Raw genomic sequence first — 20,180 nt, 5'->3', positions numbered from 1 at the left:
CCTACCTCCTATTTACACAATGCACTGTGTTGAATGATTTGGGGCTGCTGCGCAGCCCAGCGGGAGCAAGCTCCCTCGCCACAGGTTTCATCACTTTTCCTCAAGTGTGTCGGTGCTCAAGCCCCGCCAGGTAGGCCCACGGGTAAATCCCCCGCTCATGTCCATCACTGAAGACCAGTTGCACCCCGTAGCCCTGTGGGTTGACTGCCACCACCCGGATCCGCGGATCGACCTGGACGGTCAGCCCTTGCAGGCGCAGCGCCCGGCACCGCGAGCATGGGCAGTGCTGGCGCAGGGTGGCATGGTCCAGGCTTTGCTCGCGGCCGTCGGGCCAGTCCAGGCGCAATTGACCTTTGCCTTGGGAGTTGCCCAGCGACAGCGGGCTCATTGCAGTTGCCCCAAGGCAATGCGTACGGCCTTGCGCACTTCGGGGTCGCCATCGTCCTGGGCCGCCTGCAACGCCGGGATTGCGCCTGGTTCGTTCAACTCTCCCAAGGCCAGGGCCGCTTCCTTGCGCAAGTTGCTGATGCGATGGCCCAGGGTTTCGATCAAGGCCGCCAACGCCGGGGCGTAACGCAAGCGACCGAGGCTGCGAGTGGCCCGCAAGCGCACTTGCCAATAATCGTCGCCCAAGGCCTCGACCAGGGCCGGACCGGCATCGGCGTGACCGACCTTGCCCAAGGTGGTGGCGGCTTCTTCGCGCACCGCCCAGGCCGGATCCCGGAGGGCCTGGCGCAGCGCCGGCAAGACTTGCGCATCCGAAGCCAGGCCAAGGGCGCCAGTGGCCGCGCGGCGCACCTCAGTATCCGGATCATCACTGGCCAACCGGGCCAGGGCCGGCAAGGCGTCGAGGTGCTTGAGCCAGCCCAGCACGCCAACCGCCTCACGGCGCACGCTGGCATCGCCGTCAGCCAGGGCAACGCTTGCCGCCGGTGCCGCCTCGAGCAGACGCAACTCGCGCAAGGCCCTGAACGCCGCGACGCGCACACCGGCCTCGGCATGTGCCGTCCAGGGCAGGATCACCCTTCCCGCCGCCTCGCTCTTGAGCAGGCTCAGGCTCTGGGCGGCAGCGGCCTGCACACTTGGCGACGAATCGGTCAGGGCCTCGCACAAGGCCGTCACCACCGGCGCATCCTCCCAGGCTTCAAGCAATCGCGCGGCTTCGGCTCGCACGTCGGCACTGGGATCTTCAGCCAGACGGTCCACCAGCCACAGCAGGCCTTCAGGCTCCTCAAGGTCGGCCAGTTCGATCAGGGCGATGCGACGCACGCCCGGATCCTCGTCAGTCAGGCGTGGTTGCAGGGCAAGGATGTCGTCGTTGTCGGTGTTTTCGAATAGAGAGGTCATAGGGCAAATCGCGGCAAGGAGGTTTCAGGGGGAAGCCCGAGGGGATTGAGGCGCGGCAACTGCCGGCCATCCTCATGGCGCAGCAGGTCGAGGCAGTGGCGCTTCAAGCGGGAGAATTCAGGGCGGGTGACCAGTTCGGTCGTGCGTGGCCGTGGGAAGTCCAGGCGCAGGTCTTCGATGATCCGCCCCGGACGCGGGCTCATCACCAGCAAGCGATCGGCCAGGAACAGCGCCTCGTCGATGTCGTGGGTGACGAACACCACGGTGGTGCGGATGCGGGTCCAGATGTCCAGCAGCAGCTCCTGCATATTCAACCGGGTCAGGGCATCGAGTGCGCCGAAGGGTTCGTCCATCAGCAGCAGCCGTGGACGGTTGACCAGCACCCGGGCGATTTCCACCCGTTGCTGCATGCCCCCAGAAAGTTGATCCGGCCAGTGCCCGGCAAACCCTTCCAGGCCCACCAGCGCAAGGATCTCATCGGCGGCCCGGTGCCGTTCGGCCTTGCCCAGGCCACGCATCTTCAGGCCGAAGGCGACGTTGTCGCGCACGCTGCGCCAGGGAAACAGCGTGTGTTGCTGGAACACCATGCCGCGTTGGGGCGACGGGCCGGAAACGTTCAAGCCGTCGACATTCAAGCTGCCGGAGCGCGGTTGCAGATGCCCGGCCAAGGCCCCGAGCAAGGTGGACTTGCCGCAGCCGGACGGCCCGAGGACACAGACGAACTGGCCCGCCTCGATCTGGCAATCGAGCCCCTGGACCGCTTCGAAGGCCTGGGCTCCCTCGCCAAGGACAATGGACAACTGACGGATATCGATCCGTCCTTCGGGTGTTTGCATCACGCTCATCAGGCTTTTCCTCGTGGCCGATGCCAAGGCGTGAACAGCCCGCCCAGGCGTTTGATCAACAGGCTGCTGCCCATGCCCAACACACCGATCAGCAACATGCCGACGACGATGTCGGCGTAGTTCTGCACGGTGTAGGAGGCCCAGGTGTAGTAGCCGATGCCGTACTGGCCGGCGATCATTTCCGCCGTCACCAGGCAGAACCAGGACGTGCCCATGCCGATAGCCAGGCCGGTGATGATGCTCGGCGCGGCGCCCGGCAGAATCACCTCCAACAGGATCGCCCCGCGTCCGGCCCCGAGGCTTTTCGCCGAGGCGATCAGCCGCCGGTCCACGCCTTCGACGCCGTGTACGGTGTTGAGCAGGATCGGGAACAGCGCGCCGGTGAAGGTGATGAACACCATCGACAGTTCCGACGAAGGGAACATCAGGATCGCCAGTGGAATCCAGGCCACCGCCGGGATCGGCCGCAGCACTTCCAATGGCGGCAGCAACAGGTCTTCGGCCCATTTCGAACGGCCGATGGCCAGGCCCAGCGCCACGCCGATCAACAGCGCCGCGCCATAACCGGCAAAGACCCGGCCCAGGCTGCTGCCCAGGTGCCGGCCGAGGTTGCCCGACTCTCCCAGGCCCAGCGCCGCCTGGATCACTGCCAGTGGCGTCGGGACGTTGGCGAAGGTCACCAGGCCGAGGTTCCAGTGGCCGGTTGCAGCGAGTTGCCAGAACAACAGGCAGAGCAGCAGTGAAGCGGCTCGCAGGAGCCAGCGTTTGGATAATGGGGACACGAATTGATCCTCTGATGTGTACCCCTGTGGGAGCGAGCTTGCTCGCGATAGCGTCAGATCAGTTGAATGGATGTGACTGACACGCCGCTATCGCGAGCAAGCTCGCTCCCACAGGTCATTGGCCGAAATCAGCGGGCGGCAACGGCCTGGGTGGTGGCCTCGCTGAAGTCGAAGACTTTTCCGCCCTGGGCCGTGGCAAATTGCTGGGCCTGGCCCTTGAGCAGGAACGCACTGAGCTGGCCCTTGGCATCACTGGCGAACCACGCCTGTTCGGCCAGCAGCTTGATTCCGCTGTCGCTGGCCTGGGCATAGACGGCGCGGATGCCCTTGCCTTCCTGCTTGAGGCTCGCCAGCGCGGCGAAGGCCGATTGGGCCGAGGCGTAATGGCGCACTTTCGCCTCGCCGCGCACCCAGATCTCGGCCACGTGGCGGGCGTCGGCGATTGCCTGGCCGGTCGACGCATCGCTGCTGCCCAGCGGGGTCTGGGCGTAGTTAGCCAGTTGCGCGGTGTAGTCCAGGTTCGACGCCTTGAAGGCGGCGCGGATGTACTGGTCATCGATGAAGGTATTGAGGTCCAGGCCGCGATCAGCCTTTTTCAGCAGCTTGAGGGTGTCGATGGCGGTGCCGACGGCCTGGCGGTATTCCGGTTTCCAGGTCAGGTCGCGGGTCTGCACCCCCAGCGGCCCGTGAAACAGGTAATTGACCTCGGCATCCACCCCGGTGACCTTGGCGATCAGCTCGCTGTACTTCTCCGGCTCGGCGGCCAGCAGTTGATTGGCCTCGATGGTGGCGCGCAGGTAGGCGACGACGATTTCCGGGTACTGCTTGGCATAGGCCTGGTCCACCAGCGCGCCGTGGAACGTCGGTGTGTTGGCCTGGGCGCCGTCGTAGATCTTGCGGGCGAAGCCCCGGCTGGGGAACAGTTCGGCGAACGGCACGAAGTCGGCGTGGGCGTCGATCTTGCCGGCTTGCAGCGCCGAGCCGGCGACTTCCGGCGGCTGGGCAATGATGTTCACATCCTTGAGCGGATCCCAGCCCTGGGCGGCGACGGCGCGCAACAACATACCGTGAGCGGTGGAGGCAAACGGCACGGAAATGGTCTTGCCCTTGAGCTCGGCCAGGGACTGCACGCCCGACGCACTGGGCACCACGATGCCGTTGCCGCTGCCCTGGGTACTGCCCGACAGCACGCTGATGAACAGGCTGTGCTTGCCAGCGGTTTCGAACGCCACGCCGTTGAACGCTCCAGGGAAATCGGCCATGGCGCCGAAGTCGAGTTTGCCGGCGACCATCTCGTTGGTCAGCGGCGCGCCGCTGGTGAAGTTCTTCCACTGGATATCGTATCGGGCGTCCTTGTAGGCGCCGTCATGGGGCAGGTATTTATCCAGCAGGCCCAGCTCCCGGATCAACAACCCGCCGGCGGCGCAGTTGATGGTGGTGTCCTGGGTGCCGATGGCGATACGGATGGTTTCTGCCTGGGCAGGCAGGGTCAATGAAGCCAGTACCAGACCGGCGAGTGCTGCACGCAATAGCATGGGTGTGTCCCCTCGAATCATTTATTGGATGTCGTCTCCGCCACGATCAGGGCGCGGTGGGAAACGAGGGGTGTTCTGAATGTGGCGTCCGGGGGTGGCCGGATGGCTTTTGTGGTGTTTGGGTGGGCCTCATCGCGAGCAAGCTCGCTCCCACAGGTTTATCGGTGTACATAAGATCTGCGACTGGCTTCGACCCACTGTGGGAGCGAGCTTGCTCGCGATGACGTCCTGTCAGTCAGCGCAACAGATACGGAATCTCCACTTTCACCGCCCCCGTCGGGCAGTCCTTTTCACAGGGCATGCAGTACCAGCATTCGTCGAACGCCATGTAGGCCTTCTGGGTCGCCGGGTTGATCGCCAGCAGGTCCATGGGGCAGACATCGACGCAAACCGTGCAGCCCTTGTGAGCGATGCATTTGTCCTCGTCCACGGTGACGGGGGCATTGGAGCGGAAAAAGATTTCCTGGGGTTGATAGGCCATGGGCGTTCTCTCTGGGTGGACGGTTCACGCCGCGTCGGCACCGACCCGCAACCGGTCGTAGGCCTGCAGTTCGTCGGCATCGAGGGCGATGACGTAGGGTTCGACGGCTTTCTTGAATGAAGTCATCGCGCCGTCATCACCCTTCTTCAAATGGCAATGGCAGAACCAGTCGCTGTCGTTGCGTTGTGGATGATCGACCCGATAGTGGTACAGGCCCCAACGGCTTTCGGCGCGAAACAGCGAGGCTCGGGCGGCCATTTCGGCGCAGTCGCGGATCACGCTGACTTCCATGGCGCGCATCAGCTCATGAGGGTTATGGGCCTTGAGCTGGTCCAGGTCGCGCTGGATATCGCTGAAGCGTTGCAGGCCGATCTGCATTTTCTTGGTGACTTTCGGCGGTTGCAGGTAATCGTTGACGAAGCGACGCAGCTTGTACTCCACCTGGGCCGGCGGCAGGCCGTGCTCGCGGTCCAGCGGTGCGTAGACACGGGCCCTCTCCCGCTCGATCTGCCCGGCATCCAGCGCCGAGAAATCCTTGCCGGCGACGAAATCCGCAGCGTTGTTGCCGGCAAACCAGCCGTAGGTGAACGCACCGAGCATGTAATTGTGCGGCACTGCCGCCATGTCGCCGGCCGAGTACAGGCCCTTGACCGAGGTCTCGGCCCGCTCGTTGACCCACACGCCCGACGCCGAATGGCCGCTGCAAAAACCGATCTCGGAGATGTGCATTTCCACCATCTGCGTGCGGTAGTCGGTGCCGCGGTTGGCATGGAACTGGCCGCGACTCGGCCGTTCGTTGCTGTGCAGGATCTCTTCAATGTTCTGGATGGTTTCCTCGGCCAGATGATCGAGCTTGAGGAACACCGGGCCATTGCCACCTTCGAGTTCCTGATGGAACTCCCACATCATCTGCCCGCTCCAGTAGTCGCACTCGATGAAGCGCTCGCCCTTGTTGTTGGCGGTGTAGCCGCCCAGGGGACCGGTAACGTAAGCGCACGCTGGGCCGTTGTAGTCCTTGATCAACGGGTTGATCTGGAAGCACTCCAGGTTCGCCAATTCGGCACCGGCGTGATAGGCCATGGCATAGCCGTCGCCGGCATTGGTCGGGTTTTCATACGTGCCCATCAGGTAGCCGGAGGCCGGCAAGCCCAGGCGCCCCGCCGCGCCGCAGCAGAGAATCACGGCCTTGGCCTTGATCACATGAAAGTCGGCGGTGCGGCAATCGAAGCCCATCACACCGTTCACCGCGCCCGCTTCATCGGTCAGCAACCGCGTGCAGACCAGCCGATTGGTGATGCTCACTCGCGCCCGTTTCAGTTGGCGATAAAGCACCTTCTTGATGTCGTGCCCTTCCGGCATCGGCAGCACATAAGCGCCCATGTGATGGACCTTTTTCACCGCGTAGTCGCCGGTTTCATCCTTCTCGAACTTCACGCCCCAGCGGTCCAGTTGCTCGATGGTTTCGAAGCTGTGGGTGGCATAGGCGTACACCGCCGCCTGGTTGACGATGCCGTCGTTGGCGATGGTGATTTCCTTGGTGTACTGCTCGGGCGTGGAATGGCCGGGGATGATGGCGTTGTTCAAGCCGTCCATGCCCATGCTGATGGCACCGCTGCGCTTGACGTTGGCCTTGTCCACCAGCAACACGCGCAAGTCACGGTTGCGTTCCTTGGCCTTGATCGCCGCCATGGGCCCGGCCGTGCCACCGCCGATGACGACAATGTCGTATTCCTGTTCCAGGGTGCTTCTAGTCATGGAGCTGCGTCCCTTTTTGCCGGTCGATCCGCAAGCGGTACTGGAAGGCATCGCCACGGTAATAGAGGTGTTCGAAGTCCAGGGGCTGACCGCTGGCGTCATGGGTCAGGCGCTCGATGCGCATGATGGGCGAGCCTGGTTCGACCTCCAGCGCCTGGGTCAGGTCGCTGTCGGCCAGCACCGCATCGATGGCCAGGTCGGCATGGCCCAAGGTCAAGGCGCAGTCGTTTTCCAGGATCAGAAAAATGTCGCGAGTGACCAGGTCGGCCTTTTCCAGCCGTTCACCCAGGGCCTTGGGCAGGTAGGTGATCTCCAGGGAAACCGGCTCGCGGTTGATCAAGCGCACCCGTTTGATCTGCGCCACCGTGTCCCCTTCCGTCAACTTCAGGCGCTCGGCCACCTGTTTGTCGGCTGCGATGAACTTGAAACTGAGCAAGCGGTTGATCACCTCGAAACCGCGCCCGGTCATGGACTCGGCCAGGCCCTGGAGAGTGCTGACGTTCTGGAAGGTCTTGGGCTTGGCCACGAACGTGCCCTTGCCGTGAATCTTGAAAATCAGGCCTTCCTTTTGCAGATCGCCCAAGGCCTGGCGCACGGTGATGCGGCTGACGCGAAACAACACGCCGAGCTCGCTTTCCGAGGGCATCTGCCCGCCCTGGGGATATTCACCGTCGAGAATCCGCGCACGCAGCACGTCTCGCAGTTGCGTGTGCAGCGGTACGCTGTTGAGGGAAAGAACGTTGTCGGACATGGCCTCTATCACTTGTCATAACGAGTTATGACGTGATCTTAGGGAAACCGTCCGACACTTGGGAAATACTCTTTGAGCATTAGGTTATGCCCGCGCGGGTTCGTCTCAACGGCGCTGGAGAATGCGGTCCATCACCCAGTCGGTCTTCAAGGCCTCTTCGGCCACGGCGGGATGCTTCGACTCACCACGGATATGGGCATTCATGCCGAGTACATGGTGCCACTGGATATGCTCAGGATGATGAGGGATGTCGAGGCTGACGGAGGTGTCCGTACACAGTTGCAGCGGCGCCTCATCGAACACCGAGAAGCTGATCCGCCCTTGACTGCCAATCACTTCCACACGGTCCTCACGTCGGTCAGCGACGAAGTTCCAACAGCCCATGCCTGTGGCCCCGCAGGCAAAACGCCAATTGGCCACGACCGCATCTTCTGCCTGATACAAACCGTTCTGGCGAGCGGCGAAACCTGTCACCTCGACGATGTCCCCCAACAGGAACTGGAACAGGTCAAGGCCATGGCAGGCCAGGTCCGTGAAATAACCTCCGCCCGCAATCGCCGGATCAGTACGCCAATTGGTCGCACCGCTGATATCCGCCGATGACGCGGGCTTAGTCAGGGTCCAGGTCAAATGCCGGATGTCACCGATGCATCCTTGCTCGATCCATTGCCGCACTTTGCGAAAACGCGGCAGCGAGCGCCGGTAGTACGACACAAACAGCTGCGCCCCTGCGGTGTTGAATACGCGCTGCATTTCCCGGCTCTGCGCGACATTGAGGGACATGGGTTTCTCGACGCAGCAATGTTTGCCTGCGGCAGCCACCAGCAGGCTATAGCTCAAATGACTGTCGGGCGGCGTCGCAATGTAAACCGCATCGACTTCGGGATCATCGATCAGGGCCTGCGCGTCGGTGTAGAACCTGGCGATGCCGTGGCGTCCAGCATAATCGGACACGGCCTCCAGACGTCGCCCCATCACCGCTACCAGCGCTGAACCGGGCGCCTTGTAGAAAGCCGGCCCACTCTTGCGTTCCGTCACGCTGCCACACCCGATCATGCCCCAGCGTACCGTTTTCATCGTTTGACTCATGGAATCAAGGCCCAGGCTGCGCAATGAGCCCCTCAAAAAAGGCAGGAGTTTAATCAGACCCAGCCTGAATGTCGTGGCTACAACGTTTGCCCCTCGTTGCGAAACGCGCTCGGGCTCATGCCGGTCCAGCGCCGGAACGCCCGGCGGAAACTGCGCACATCGCTGTAGCCGACTTCTTCGGTGATGCGCTCGATGGACAGATCGGGGTTGGCCAGCAGGTTCAGGGTGCGGCCGCGGCGCACTTGTTCGAGCAAGGTCTCGAAGGTCAGGCTGTGTTCGGTCAGGCGCCGACGCAGGGTGCGGCTGCTCATGTTGAGATCGCTGGCGATTTTCTCGATGTGGCTGCCACGGGTCAGGTCCCGGGCAATGGCCCGTTCCACGGTCTGGATCAGGTCGATCTTCTGGTGGACCTCGCAGGCCTCTTGCTCCAGCAAGGCCAATGCCTGGCGCAGGGCCAGCGGGTGATGATTGGGCAAGCGCATATCCAGCCAGCGCACATCGATCAACATGCGATTGTGCCGGCAACCGAAGCGCACCTCCGGTCCCAATATCCGCTGATATTCCTGGGCATAGGACGGCGCGGCGTGCATGAACTCCACGGCCAGGGGCTTGAAATCGGGACTGGCCAGCGCCCGGCCATAGACCATCAGGCTGGCGAAGAACTCTTCCACGGCAAACACCTGGATCTCGGCGAAAGGCAGGCGGCAAGTGGCCTCGACCCTGATTCGGTCAGTGGCTTCTTCGACACGGGTCACCGCGATGCCGCCGGTGGTGTGCTGGTAACGAACCCCCAGGGCGAAGGCATCGCGCAGGGTTTCGCACAACGACAAGACGTGACCCAGCAGGCCGAGGGTGCCAAGCACGTTGCGATCACCCACCCACAGCCCCAGGCCCTGGTCGGGCAACAGCTTGAGCGAACGTTGAATCATGATCACGGCCTGGCGGTAGGAAATGCGCTGGGCCGGATCTTGCAGGTCATCGAGGTCGAACCCCAGGCCGCGACACAGGCGGGCGGCATCGAAGCCCTTGTCCGCCACCACCTCGGCCAGGGTTTGCAGCAGAAATGGCGATACCAGCGCCAATTCATAGGTGGGATCGATGACTTTCATCTGCATGGGGCGGATTCCGGAGCACGTTAGGTGGCGTTTTTGTAACCGGTTATTTCATAAAGTTAGCATGAGCCGCTGGATAGAGGGGCATAAAAATCTGGCCGCCCAAGTCCCCTGTATGGCCGCCAATACCCTGCCCTGTCGGCGGCGAAGGGCTTATTTGTATGACTCGGACCTCCGGTGCATTTCCAACAATAATAATGAGCCCCCTCATGAACCCGACCCGCACGACATTCGCCTTGCAACTGACCCTCGGCCTGGCATGCGGCGGTGCCCTGCCCGCCCTGGCGACCGAATCGGGGGTGGACAACATCGGCCCTGGCACCGACGGCTTTTTTGTGTTGCCGCTGGAGGTCGACAGCCTTCCGGACCACATGGTCGCGTTCAACCTCTACTACAACCATTACAAGGCCCGGAAATTCAACATCAGTTCATTGGGCGGCGAACTGCCGGATGTCGAAATCGAATCCACGGCAGTGGTCCCGCGCATCGATTACCTGAGCCCGTTGCGGGTGGCCGGTGGGCGCGCGGGGATCTACATCGCCCAACCCTGGATCAAGCAGGAAGTTTCGGTGTTCGGCCTGCACGACACCCGCGAGGGCATGGGCGACACGACCATTTCGCCCATCGTGCTCTGGGACATGGGCAAAAACCTGACCCTGGCCGCGGCGGTGGAAATCACCGTACCGACCGGCGAATACAGCACCGATCGACTGGCCAACACCAGCAACAATTTCTACACCTACAAGCCACTGTTTTCCTTCACCTGGTTGCCCACGGAAGACACCGAGGTGTCGATGAAAAGCACCTACAGCTTCAACCGCAAGAACAAGGACACCGACTACCGTTCGGGGCAGATTTTCCACTTCGATTACTCCGTCAGCTACCGCGTGACCGACAACTTGAGGCTGGGGCTCAACGGCTACTACCTCAAGCAGACCACTGACGACAAACAGTATGGCCGCACCGTGCAATTCGCCGGGCAAGACGTGGACGATGGCGTACGCGGCCAGGTCTTTGCCATTGGCCCGGCGCTGCACCTGACCTTCCTCAAATACGCCAGCGCCGAGATCCGTTGGGCCAAGGAGTTCGACGTGGAGAATCGACCGGAAGGGGAAATGCTCTGGGCCAAGATCAGTATCCCGTTTGCGTTTTGACCGAGTCGCTGCTTCGCGAGCAGGCTCGCTCCCACAGGAGGTGTGCAGGGGAATACAGATCCTTATGAACACCCCAAAACAATTGTGGGAGCGAGCTTGCTCGCGATAGCAATGGATCAGTTTGCATGAATGTCGACTGATGCACCGCCATCGCGAGCCAGCTCGCTCCCACAGGTGCTTGCTTCAGCTCAAGCCCAGAAGCGATGAAAGATGCCCATTGAGGAACTTGCCGCCAGGGTCCAGTGCCTGGCGCACCTGGGTGAATTCAGTCCAGCGCGGGTACAGCGCCTGGAGGGCCTTGGCGTTCAGAGAGTGCAATTTCCCCCAGTGCGGACGGCCCTGGTACTTCCAGAAAATCGGCTCGATGGCGGCAAAGAAATTGTGATGGTCCATCCGGTAGTGCTGGTGCACGGAGATCGAGCAACTGTCCCGGCCTTCGAACATGCTCAAGGCAATGTCGTCGGCCTTCACGTAGCGGTATTCGATGGGAAACCAGGTGCGCAGGTCCTTGTCGCGGATCAGTGCGAGGATCTCCCGCAGGCACGCCGGGCCGTGTTCGGCCGGGACTGAATACTCCATCTCGTTGAAGCGTACCGTACGGGCGTTGGCGTAGATGTCATGGGAATCGCCGACGCGGTCATCGAAATCGGCCACCAGCCGCAGGCTGTTGAGCAACGCTCGCCGGATCGCCGGAAAATCGCTGCCGTACTTGTCGAGGTTTTCGATCAGGGAAACGAACTCGTTGCCGCCCTCCTCCTCGGGGCTGATCGGCGGCGTGGCCGGATCCGTGGTCTCGTTCAGGGTGATCGACAGCGCATAGTCGGAATGGGTAACGACTTGCATTTCCCAGTGCTGGTTGTCCCGGGTGTTGGCATCCACGTCCTCGAGCAACTCCTCGGTTTTCGCCACCCACTGGTGCTCGCGCAAGCGATAGGCGGCGCGGTTCTGCAGGCGCACGCGGGTCACCAGCCCCAGCGCGCCAAGGGACACCCGGCCAGCCTTGAACACTTCGGCATGATGCTGGGCATCGCAATCGAGGACCTCGCCGCTGGCCGTCACCAGTTGCAGGCCGACGACCTGGGACGCGTAGGAGCCAAAGGCCTTGCCGGTGCCGTGGGTCGAAGTGGCGATGGCACCGGCCAGGGTCTGGTAATCCACGTCGGCCATGTTCGGCAGTGCCTGGCCGATGGCCTTGAGCGCCGGGCCCATGCGGGACATGGGCGTGCCGCCACCGAACGTGGCTTGCAGGCTGGCCTTGTCGTGATCCAGCAGGCCACTGAAAAAACTCAGCGACAACAAGGTGCCATCGGTGGGCACCAGGGCGCTGAAGGAATGACCGGAACCCACCGGACGAATCCGCCCTTCGGCGCGGCGCACCACCTGCACCAGTTCATCGAGATCCTTGGGAGCCAGGCGCGCCGCCGGCAGGCAACTCTGCGCACCGGACCAGTTGCGCCACGGGATCAACCGCGGCGCACGCATCAGCTCGGCCAGGGCGCCCTGGCTGCCCAGTGCCGTGAAGGCGGCGACAACGCCGGCCTGTTGCAGCAACCGACGCCGTGAGTAATCCATCGTCATGCCGTAGTACCCGTATTCATTATTGGAAGTGTTGACCGGACATGAAGGCGATCAAGGCCAGGAACTGCTCCTCGGAACAGTGCATGCACAGGCCCATCGGCGGCATGCCGTTGTAGCCGTTGATCGCGTGGTCCAGCAGGGTGTCGGCGCCCTGGGCAACCCGCGGGGCCCAGGCGTTCGTATCGCCGGTCAACGGTGCCCCGGCACCGGGGTTGGCGTGGCAGAGCTTGCAGCTGCTGTCGTAGACCTGGGCCAGGGCCGCATCGCTGGGCATGGCCGTGAATACCGTGGCCGCGGGCGGCTTGGCCTCTTCGCCACACGCGGCAAGCAACGCGCCGAACGACACGACGGCAGCGGTTCGAAGCAGGAAGGAAGGCGTGATTGCCGACATAAGGCCCCTCTTGGTGGCGCAACGGTTGCGCCTTTCTTGTGGTGGGTCTGGCAGTTCCCACACTAAGGCACGCCACCGCATCGGCTTGAGGTCATTGGGGGCCATAAAAGGGGGCTTGGGCGGCCAGCACTGGAGAGTCGATGACTCTGTGGCGAGGGGATTCATTTGTGGGAGCAAGGCTTGCCCGCGAAGCAGGCGACTCGGTTCCAGATAGACTGTGTGTTTCCTCATCGCGGGCAAGCCTTGTTCCCACAGATCGCCCCCACAGAACGGCTCGCCACAAAGGCATCGCTTGCTCAGGGGAGTAATAACCCCTGCTCGCGCTCGCACAACTGCACCACGTAATCCCACAACACCCGCAGGCGTACGGACTTGTGCAGTTCGCGGCGGGTGCTGATCCAATAGCTGCGGCGAATGGTTTCGTCTGGCAGCAACGGCACCAGCGTCGGGTCACCGCTGGCCATGTAGCACGGCAACACGGCGATCCCCAGGCCCGAGCGCGCGGCCTGTTGCTGGGCGATGACGCTGGTGCTGTGGAACACCACCCGGGGGTTGCGGCAAAAGCTGTTGAGGAACATCAGCTCCTGGCTGAACAAAAGGTCATCGACATAACCGATCCAGGCGTGGCGGGCCAGGTCCTCGCGGCTGCGCAACGCCGGCGAGCGGTCCAGGTAGGCCTGGCTGGCGTACAGCGCCAGGCTGTAGTCGGTGAGTTTGCGGGTCACCAGCAGGTCGGCCGCCGGGCGTTCGAGGTGGATGCTGATTTCCGCCTCACGGTTGAGGATGCTGACAAAGCGCGGCACAGCCACCAGTTCCACCTCCAGCCCCGGATAGCGCTGGAACAACCCATCCATGCGACTGGCGAGGAACATGATGCCCAGCCCTTCGGTCACTCCCAGGCGGATCTTGCCCAGGGGCGCACTGGACTGGGTGATGTCCTCCTGGGCCAGCAACGCCACGTTTTCCATGGCTTCGGCGTGCTTGAGCAACGTCTCGCCCGCCGGGGTCAGTTCATAGCCCTGGGCATGCTGGACGAACAATGCGGTGCCCAGGCTTTTCTCGATGGCCTCGATATGCCGGGCCACCGTGGCGTGGGTGGTGTTCAGGCGCCGTGCAGCCGTCAACAAACGCCCGCTGCGTTGCAGTTCCAGAAAGTAGCGCAGGTCATTCCAGTCGAACATGAAGCGATCCTTGAACACGCCTGAAGGCATGACTGTTTATAAACGCACAGCCACTGCGCAAAAACTAACATTCTTTTGACGAAAACTAACAACTAGGATGGGCCCCACAACAACAAGAATGAGGTCGCGAATGCAACCTGTCGTCGATGAATACGATTACGTGATCGTGGGCGCCGGCCCTGCCGGGTGCTTGCTGGCCAATCGGCTTTCGGCCAACCCGCAACACCGGGTGCTGCTGCTCGAAGCCGGCGGGCGCGACAATTATCCGTGGATTCACATCCCGGTCGGCTACCTGTTCTGCATCGGCAACCCACGCACCGACTGGTGCTTCAAGACCGAAGCACAACCGGGCCTGCAAGGGCGGGCCCTGAGCTACCCGCGCGGCAAGGTCCTGGGCGGTTGCTCCTCCATCAACGGCATGATCTACATGCGCGGCCAGGCTGCGGACTACGATGGCTGGGCCGCCGAGGGCAATCCCGGCTGGGCCTGGGAAGACGTGCTGCCGCTGTTCCGCCAGAGCGAAAACCACTTTGCCGGCGCGTCCGAATTTCACGGCGTCGGCGGCGAATGGCGGGTCGAACGCCAGCGCCTGTCCTGGCCGATTCTCGATGCCTTCCGCAGTGCCGCCGAACAGAGCGGCATCCCTAACGTCGACGATTTCAACGGCGGCGACAATGAAGGCTGTGGCTACTTCCAGGTCAACCAGAAAGCCGGGGTGCGCTGGAACGCGGCCAAGGCGTTTCTCAAGCCGGTTCGCCAGCGCGCCAACCTCACGGTGTTGACCGACGTCGAGGTCGACCGCGTGTTGCTGCGTGACGACCGCGCCCACGCCGTCAGCGCGCGCTGGCAAGGCAAGGGCATGACCTTCAAGGCCCGCAAGGAAATCGTCCTGTGCGCCGGGGCCGTGGGGTCGCCGGGGATCCTGCAACGTTCCGGGATCGGCCCACGCAGCCTGCTGCAACGCCTGGGCATCGGCGTGACCCATGAACTGCCCGGTGTCGGCGGCAACTTGCAGGACCACCTGCAACTGCGGCTGATCTACCAGTTGGAAAACGCCCGCACCCTGAACCAGATCGCCGGCACCCTGTGGGGCAAGATGGGCATGGGCCTGCGCTATCTGTACGACCGCAGCGGCCCGCTGTCCATGGCCCCCAGCCAACTCGGCGCGTTCGCCCGCTCGGGCCCGGAACAGACCTCGGCCAACCTCGAATACCACGTGCAGCCGCTGTCCCTGGAACGCTTCGGCGAACCGCTGCACAGCTTCCCGGCGTTCACCGCGTCGGTCTGCGACCTGCGCCCGCAAAGCCGTGGTCGGGTGGACATTCGTTCGGCCGACCCGCACGAAGCGCCGCTGATCCAGCCCAACTACCTGAGCCACCCCGAGGACCTGCGGGTCGCCGCCGACGCCATCCGCCTGACCCGCCGCATCGTCGCGGCCCCGGCCCTGAGCGCGTTCAAACCGGTGGAATACCTGCCGGGCCCCAGCCTGCAAACCGAAGAGGAACTGCACCAGGCCGCCGCCCGGATCGGCACGACGATTTTCCACCCGGTTGGCACGTGCCGCATGGGCCAGGATCGCGACGCGGTGGTGGATGCGCAACTGCGCGTCCACGGCATCAAGGGCCTGCGCATCGCCGATGCCTCGATCATGCCGCGCATCACCTCGGGCAACACCTGCTCGCCGACGCTGATGATTGCCGAGAAGGCGGCGCAGATGATGCTCAACCCCGCGACGAGGAACACCGACATCGAAAAAGCACCTGCTACGGTCTGAAGAACAACAGAACCCCCTGTGGGAGCGAGCTTGCTCGCGATAGCGGCCTGTCTGTCACCCACAAGTTGAATGTGGCGCCGTCATCGCGAGCAAGCTCGCTCCCACAAGGGGGTGAGTCGATTCAAGGAAAGTGTGTCAAATCAGGAGACGCCACCCCGGCGTCGCAGTGGAACAACAAAAACAATCACTGTGAGGGATACCGCTATGTCCGAGCATGTTCAGCCCCTGGAAGCCACGCGCAGCGCCGGCACCAGCCAGGAAACCCAGAAAGTCATCTTCGCCTCGTCCCTGGGGACGGTGTTCGAGTGGTACGACTTTTTCCTCTATGGCGCCCTGGCGGCGGTGATCAGCAAGCAGTTCTTCGCCGGGGTCAACGACACCACCGCGTTCATCTTCGCCCTGATGGCCTTCGCCGCCGGTTTCATCGTGCGGCCGTTCGGGGCACTGGTGTTCGGTCGGTTGGGGGACATGATCGGGCGCAAGTACACGTTCCTGGCCACCATCATCCTCATGGGCCTGGCGACGTTCTGCGTCGGACTGCTGCCCAACTACGCCAGCATCGGCATCGCCGCGCCAATCATCCTGGTGGTATTGCGCATGCTCCAGGGCCTGGCCCTGGGCGGCGAGTACGGCGGCGCCGCCACCTATGTCGCCGAGCATGCGCCGATGGGCAAGCGCGGTTTCCATACCAGTTGGATTCAGTCCACCGCCACGTTGGGGCTGTTGCTCTCGCTGCTGGTGGTGCTGGGCTGCCGCTACTTCACTGGCGATCAGTTCGAAGTCTGGGGCTGGCGCATTCCGTTCCTGCTGTCGATCCTGCTGTTGGGCATCTCCACCTGGATTCGCCTGAGCCTGCACGAGTCGCCGGCCTTCCTGAAAATGAAAGAAGAAGGCAAGTGCTGCAAGGCGCCGATCCGCGAATCCTTCGGCAAATGGGAAAACCTGAAGGTGGTGCTGATCGCCCTGTTCAGCATCAATGCCGGGCAAGCGGTGACCTTCTACGCCGCGCAGTTCTACGTGCTGTTTTTCCTCACCCAGTTCCTGAAGATGGACCCGGCCCTGGCCAACAGCCTGCTGATTGTCAGCGTGGTGATTGGCGCGCCGTTCTTCATCTTTTTCGGCTGGCTGTCGGACAAGGTCGGGCGCAAACCGGTGCTGATGATCGGCCTGCTGCTGGCGACTGCCCTGTACTTTCCGATCTTCAAGACCCTGGCCCACTACGCCAACCCGGCCATCGACCAGGCCAGCCGCCAGGCGCCGATCACCGTGGTCGCCGACCCGGCCACCTGTACCTTCCAGTTCGACCCGGTGGGCAAGGCGCGTTTCGACAGCCCGTGCGACAAGGTCAAGACCTTCCTGGTCAAGCAAGGCCTGCCCTACAGCAGCGTCGCGGCCCCGGCCGGCAGCGCGGTGCAGGTCAGCGTCGGTGACGTGAAACTCGAAGGTTACGACGAAGCCGCCCTGCGCGGCGCAGTGACCCTGGCCGGCTACCCGCAGCAGGCCGACGCCCAGCAGATCAACCGGCCGATGATCGTGGCCTTGATCGTTGCGCTGATCATCATCTCGGCGATGTGCTACGGACCGCTGGCGGCGTTGATGGTCGAACTGTTCCCGACCCGGATCCGCTACACCTCCATGTCCCTGCCCTATCACATCGGCAACGGTTGGTTCGGCGGTTTCCTGCCCACCGTGTCGTTTGCCCTGGTGGTCTACACCGGGGATATTTTCTACGGGCTGTGGTACCCGGTGGTGATCACCGGGGTGAGCCTGGTGGTGGGCATGATCTGCCTGCGGGAAACCCGCAACGTGGACCTGGATACCAACTGAGGGCAAAACCGTGGCGAGGGCATTGGCGCCCTCGCCACCGGTTCAGAAGCGCCCCTTCAAGGTCATGGTGAAGTTGCGCGGCTCACCGTAATAGTTACCGAAGCTCTCGGTGCCGATGGTGGTGTAGTAGCGCTTGTCGAACAGGTTGTTGCCATTGAGGGCCACCGACCAGGTGTCATCGATGCGGTAGCCAACACGGCCGTTCCACACGGCATAACCGGCCTGGGTGATTTTCTCGCCCGTCGCCGGCGATACGCGGAAGTTATCGCTCTGGGCATTGACCCCGGCACCGACACTGAACCGTTCGAACGCCCCGCCGAGGGCATAATCGCTCCACAGGCGCAGCACATGGCGCGGCACGTAGCTGTTGAACGAGCCGCCGTTGAGGCTGGTGTCAATGTCGTCGAGGGTCTTGGTCTGGGTGTAGGTGTAGCCGGCCAGCAGTTGCAGGCGCTCGATGACTTCACCGCTGATTTCGGCTTCGAAACCCTGGGCGCGCACCTTGCCAGCGTTCTCGTAGCAGTAACCGTCCGAGGACGCGCAACTGGAGTTGTAGTCAGTCTGGGCCTGGTCTTTCTGCAGTGTGCGGAACAGGTTGAAGGCGCTGTTCAGGCGTCCCTCGAACCACTCGCCCTTGATCCCCAGCTCATAACTCTCGCCCACCAGGGGCTTGAGTGCCGAGCCGCTTTCGGAGCGGTAGTTGCCCTGGGGCGTGAAGATATCCGAATAGCTGGCATAGGCCGTCAGGTGCTCATTGAGGTCCAGCAACACGGCGGCAAACGGCGTGACTTGCCCCGTCTCCGTGCTCCTGGCGTGCTCCGTACCGCCCGTGAGGAACACCGAGTCGGTCTTGGAGCTGTACCAGCTCACCCGGCTGCCGACGACAAACGTCAAGGGGTCTGCCAGTTTCAGCCGCAGGGTCGAATACATGCCTTGCTGCTCGGTCACGGTCTTGACCGGACCTCCCCGCGTCGAGTTTTCGATGAAGTAACTGTCGTCCGGTTCGGGAATATGTCGGTCCGGATCGAACACATTCTGCTTCTGTGGCAACAGCGCCACCGAGAAAAAATCGTCCTTGTCCGAACGACTGGCGTTGAAACCGACGATCAACTCATGTTGCTGCCCCAGGGCGTCGAACTTGCCGTCCAAGTAAGCGTCGAGGCCGTAATCGACCTGGTCATAGTCATACATGCTGCCCAGCATGTTGGTGGTCGAGGTGCCTGGCGCCACCGAGCCCGATGCAAACGCGTATTTGATGTCCTGGGTATTTTTCGTATAGACACTGGCGACCTTCACGGCCCAGTCGTCGTTGAGCTGATGCTTGAGATCGCCGAACACCGTGGTCCGCTGGCTGCGCCAGGTGTTCCACGATGGGTCCAGGCAAGTGGAACGACTGAGTTTCAGATCGCTGCCGTCCCGGTAGCGCGGAAGCCCGCCCCAGCACGGGCTTGCATCGACGTCCTCGTAGGCTACGCCCAGGCCGAGCGTCGTGTCGGGCGACAGGTCGAAGTCCAGGGCGCCGTAGTAGATCTGGTCCTTGCGCCGGGCATCATCGTAGAAATAATGCCGGCTCTGCTCGGCGATCACCGCCCTGCCCCGCACGGTGCCGGCGTCATTCAACGGGCCACCGGTATCGACCTGCCCACGGTAATTGTCCCAGGTTCCCCCGGACAGGCTGAGCTCGGTCTGCGCCGTGGCCTGGCCGCGTTTACGAACGAAGTTGACGCCGCCGGAAGTGCCGCCCGCCCCCTTCATCATCCCAGCGGCGCCACGCAGCACTTCGACCCGGTCGTAATAGGCCATGTCGCTGCTGAAACTGTCGGCCTGGACATAACTGTTGCCCATGTCCAGCGGAACGCCGTCGTATTGATACTGGCCAGACATGCGGAACCCGCGGGAATAGAAATACTTGCCGCCCATGGTCGAGTCGTAGACGGTGATGCCGGGGGTCTTTTCCATGACTTGATCGATGGTATTGAGGTTCTGGTCATCGAGCATCTTGCGGGTAATCACCGTCACCGATTGCGGCGTTTCGCGCAGGGAGTGCTCACCCTTGCCAATGGTGACCGCCCCCGTCGTGTAGGAGTGACTGTCCTCGGTGGTCGCCCCGAGCCGCTGTGCCTCGATGGTGGTGGCGTCCAATTCCAATGCCGAACCGCTGACCGGCGCGGGGCGCAGCACGTACGTGCCGTTGGCCTGGAGGGCGGCTTGCAGGCCACTGCCGCCAAGAATGCGGGCAAAGCCGTCGCCCACGCCGAAAGTCCCCTTCAGGCCGGGGGATTGCAAGCCCCCGAGTTGCCGGGCCTCAAACGAAATGGCGACACCGGCGGCGCTGGAGAAACGGGTCAGCACATCCACCAGGCGACCAGCGCCGATATCGTAGGCCTGCACCGCGCGCTGCTGCGCCGCAGCCGCTGGAACCGGGCTGGCGTTCACGACCGTGACGCCGGCGGTCGTGACCGCCAGCAAGCTGATTTTCACTGCAAACACCAGACGGCCTGGCGCGCTCACCCAAGTCATACTTCCCCTCCCCAAAACGGTCGATAAAAACTCACTGAGGAAGAGCCGAACGATGGGG

General features: G+C 62.9%; 17 protein-coding genes. 3 read left to right on the top strand and 14 right to left on the bottom strand.

Annotated features, from left to right (window positions below; translation table 11 throughout):
- Window positions 1-100: 100 nt before the first annotated feature.
- From AO356_RS21825 to AO356_RS21780, 10 genes are all read right to left on the bottom strand, one after another.
- The gene (locus AO356_RS21825) at window positions 101-388 is read right to left on the bottom strand and encodes a DUF971 domain-containing protein (protein WP_060741503.1); all 288 of its coding nucleotides are present in this window, start codon (window positions 386-388) and stop codon (window positions 101-103) included.
- Window positions 385-1,347 (bottom strand): HEAT repeat domain-containing protein, encoded by a 963-nt coding sequence (locus AO356_RS21820; protein WP_060741502.1) that lies wholly within the window; start codon window positions 1,345-1,347, stop codon window positions 385-387. Before AO356_RS21820 ends, AO356_RS21825 begins: the two co-directional genes overlap by 4 nt.
- Entirely contained in the window at window positions 1,344-2,192 is an 849-nt protein-coding gene (locus AO356_RS21815; RefSeq protein ID WP_060741501.1) for an ABC transporter ATP-binding protein, read from the bottom strand. The genes AO356_RS21820 and AO356_RS21815 overlap by 4 nt, the downstream gene beginning before the upstream one ends.
- The gene (locus AO356_RS21810; RefSeq protein ID WP_060741500.1) at window positions 2,192-2,974 is read right to left on the bottom strand and encodes an ABC transporter permease; all 783 of its coding nucleotides are present in this window, start codon (window positions 2,972-2,974) and stop codon (window positions 2,192-2,194) included. Before AO356_RS21810 ends, AO356_RS21815 begins: the two co-directional genes overlap by 1 nt.
- A 128-nt stretch (window positions 2,975-3,102) precedes the next feature.
- Window positions 3,103-4,509 carry an ABC transporter substrate-binding protein gene (locus tag AO356_RS21805; RefSeq protein WP_060741499.1) on the bottom strand — a complete coding sequence of 469 codons (1,407 nt, stop codon included), beginning with the start codon at window positions 4,507-4,509 and terminating at the stop codon, window positions 3,103-3,105.
- Between the two features lie 235 nt (window positions 4,510-4,744).
- Window positions 4,745-4,990, bottom strand: a complete 246-nt coding sequence (locus tag AO356_RS21800; RefSeq protein WP_003180418.1) for a 4Fe-4S dicluster domain-containing protein — start codon at window positions 4,988-4,990, stop codon at window positions 4,745-4,747.
- Between the two features lie 24 nt (window positions 4,991-5,014).
- Window positions 5,015-6,745 (bottom strand): fumarate reductase/succinate dehydrogenase flavoprotein subunit, encoded by a 1,731-nt coding sequence (locus tag AO356_RS21795; RefSeq protein ID WP_060741498.1) that lies wholly within the window; start codon window positions 6,743-6,745, stop codon window positions 5,015-5,017.
- Window positions 6,738-7,496 (bottom strand): GntR family transcriptional regulator, encoded by a 759-nt coding sequence (locus tag AO356_RS21790; RefSeq protein ID WP_060741497.1) that lies wholly within the window; start codon window positions 7,494-7,496, stop codon window positions 6,738-6,740. The genes AO356_RS21795 and AO356_RS21790 overlap by 8 nt, the downstream gene beginning before the upstream one ends.
- 105 nt (window positions 7,497-7,601) lie before the next feature.
- Complete coding sequence (locus AO356_RS21785; RefSeq protein WP_060741496.1) at window positions 7,602-8,573, bottom strand: Gfo/Idh/MocA family protein; 972 nt, start codon at window positions 8,571-8,573, stop codon at window positions 7,602-7,604.
- An 89-nt stretch (window positions 8,574-8,662) separates the two neighbouring features.
- On the bottom strand, window positions 8,663-9,700 hold the full coding sequence (locus AO356_RS21780; RefSeq protein ID WP_060741495.1) for an AraC family transcriptional regulator: 1,038 nt from the start codon (window positions 9,698-9,700) through the stop codon (window positions 8,663-8,665).
- Window positions 9,701-9,906: 206 nt separating this feature from the next.
- On the opposite strand from AO356_RS21780, the gene AO356_RS21775 reads away from it, so the two are divergent.
- Window positions 9,907-10,851: a SphA family protein gene (locus tag AO356_RS21775; protein ID WP_060741494.1), complete on the top strand. Its 945-nt coding sequence runs from the start codon at window positions 9,907-9,909 to the stop codon at window positions 10,849-10,851.
- A gap of 183 nt (window positions 10,852-11,034) precedes the next feature.
- On the opposite strand, the gene AO356_RS21770 is transcribed toward AO356_RS21775, so the two are convergent.
- From AO356_RS21770 to AO356_RS21760, 3 genes are all read right to left on the bottom strand, one after another.
- Window positions 11,035-12,333 carry a D-arabinono-1,4-lactone oxidase gene (locus AO356_RS21770; RefSeq protein ID WP_162491263.1) on the bottom strand — a complete coding sequence of 433 codons (1,299 nt, stop codon included), beginning with the start codon at window positions 12,331-12,333 and terminating at the stop codon, window positions 11,035-11,037.
- Between the two features lie 115 nt (window positions 12,334-12,448).
- Window positions 12,449-12,820 carry a c-type cytochrome gene (locus AO356_RS21765; protein ID WP_060741492.1) on the bottom strand — a complete coding sequence of 124 codons (372 nt, stop codon included), beginning with the start codon at window positions 12,818-12,820 and terminating at the stop codon, window positions 12,449-12,451.
- Window positions 12,821-13,116: 296 nt separating this feature from the next.
- Window positions 13,117-14,001 (bottom strand): LysR family transcriptional regulator, encoded by an 885-nt coding sequence (locus tag AO356_RS21760; RefSeq protein WP_053123328.1) that lies wholly within the window; start codon window positions 13,999-14,001, stop codon window positions 13,117-13,119.
- A 130-nt stretch (window positions 14,002-14,131) separates the two neighbouring features.
- On the opposite strand from AO356_RS21760, the gene AO356_RS21755 reads away from it, so the two are divergent.
- On the top strand, window positions 14,132-15,775 hold the full coding sequence (locus AO356_RS21755; RefSeq protein ID WP_060741491.1) for a GMC family oxidoreductase: 1,644 nt from the start codon (window positions 14,132-14,134) through the stop codon (window positions 15,773-15,775).
- 204 nt (window positions 15,776-15,979) lie between these two features.
- The gene (locus AO356_RS21750) at window positions 15,980-17,602 is read left to right on the top strand and encodes an MFS transporter (protein ID WP_060741490.1); all 1,623 of its coding nucleotides are present in this window, start codon (window positions 15,980-15,982) and stop codon (window positions 17,600-17,602) included.
- Between the two features lie 42 nt (window positions 17,603-17,644).
- On the opposite strand, the gene AO356_RS21745 is transcribed toward AO356_RS21750, so the two are convergent.
- A complete protein-coding gene (locus AO356_RS21745) occupies window positions 17,645-20,122 on the bottom strand; it encodes a TonB-dependent siderophore receptor (RefSeq protein ID WP_060741489.1) in 2,478 nt (825 codons plus the stop codon).
- Window positions 20,123-20,180 lie beyond the last annotated feature (58 nt).

The sequence above is a fragment of the Pseudomonas fluorescens genome (assembly GCF_001307275.1).
GTDB classification, from domain to species: domain Bacteria; phylum Pseudomonadota; class Gammaproteobacteria; order Pseudomonadales; family Pseudomonadaceae; genus Aquipseudomonas; species Aquipseudomonas fluorescens_AA.
This window is presented reverse-complemented; position numbering and strand designations above follow the sequence as displayed.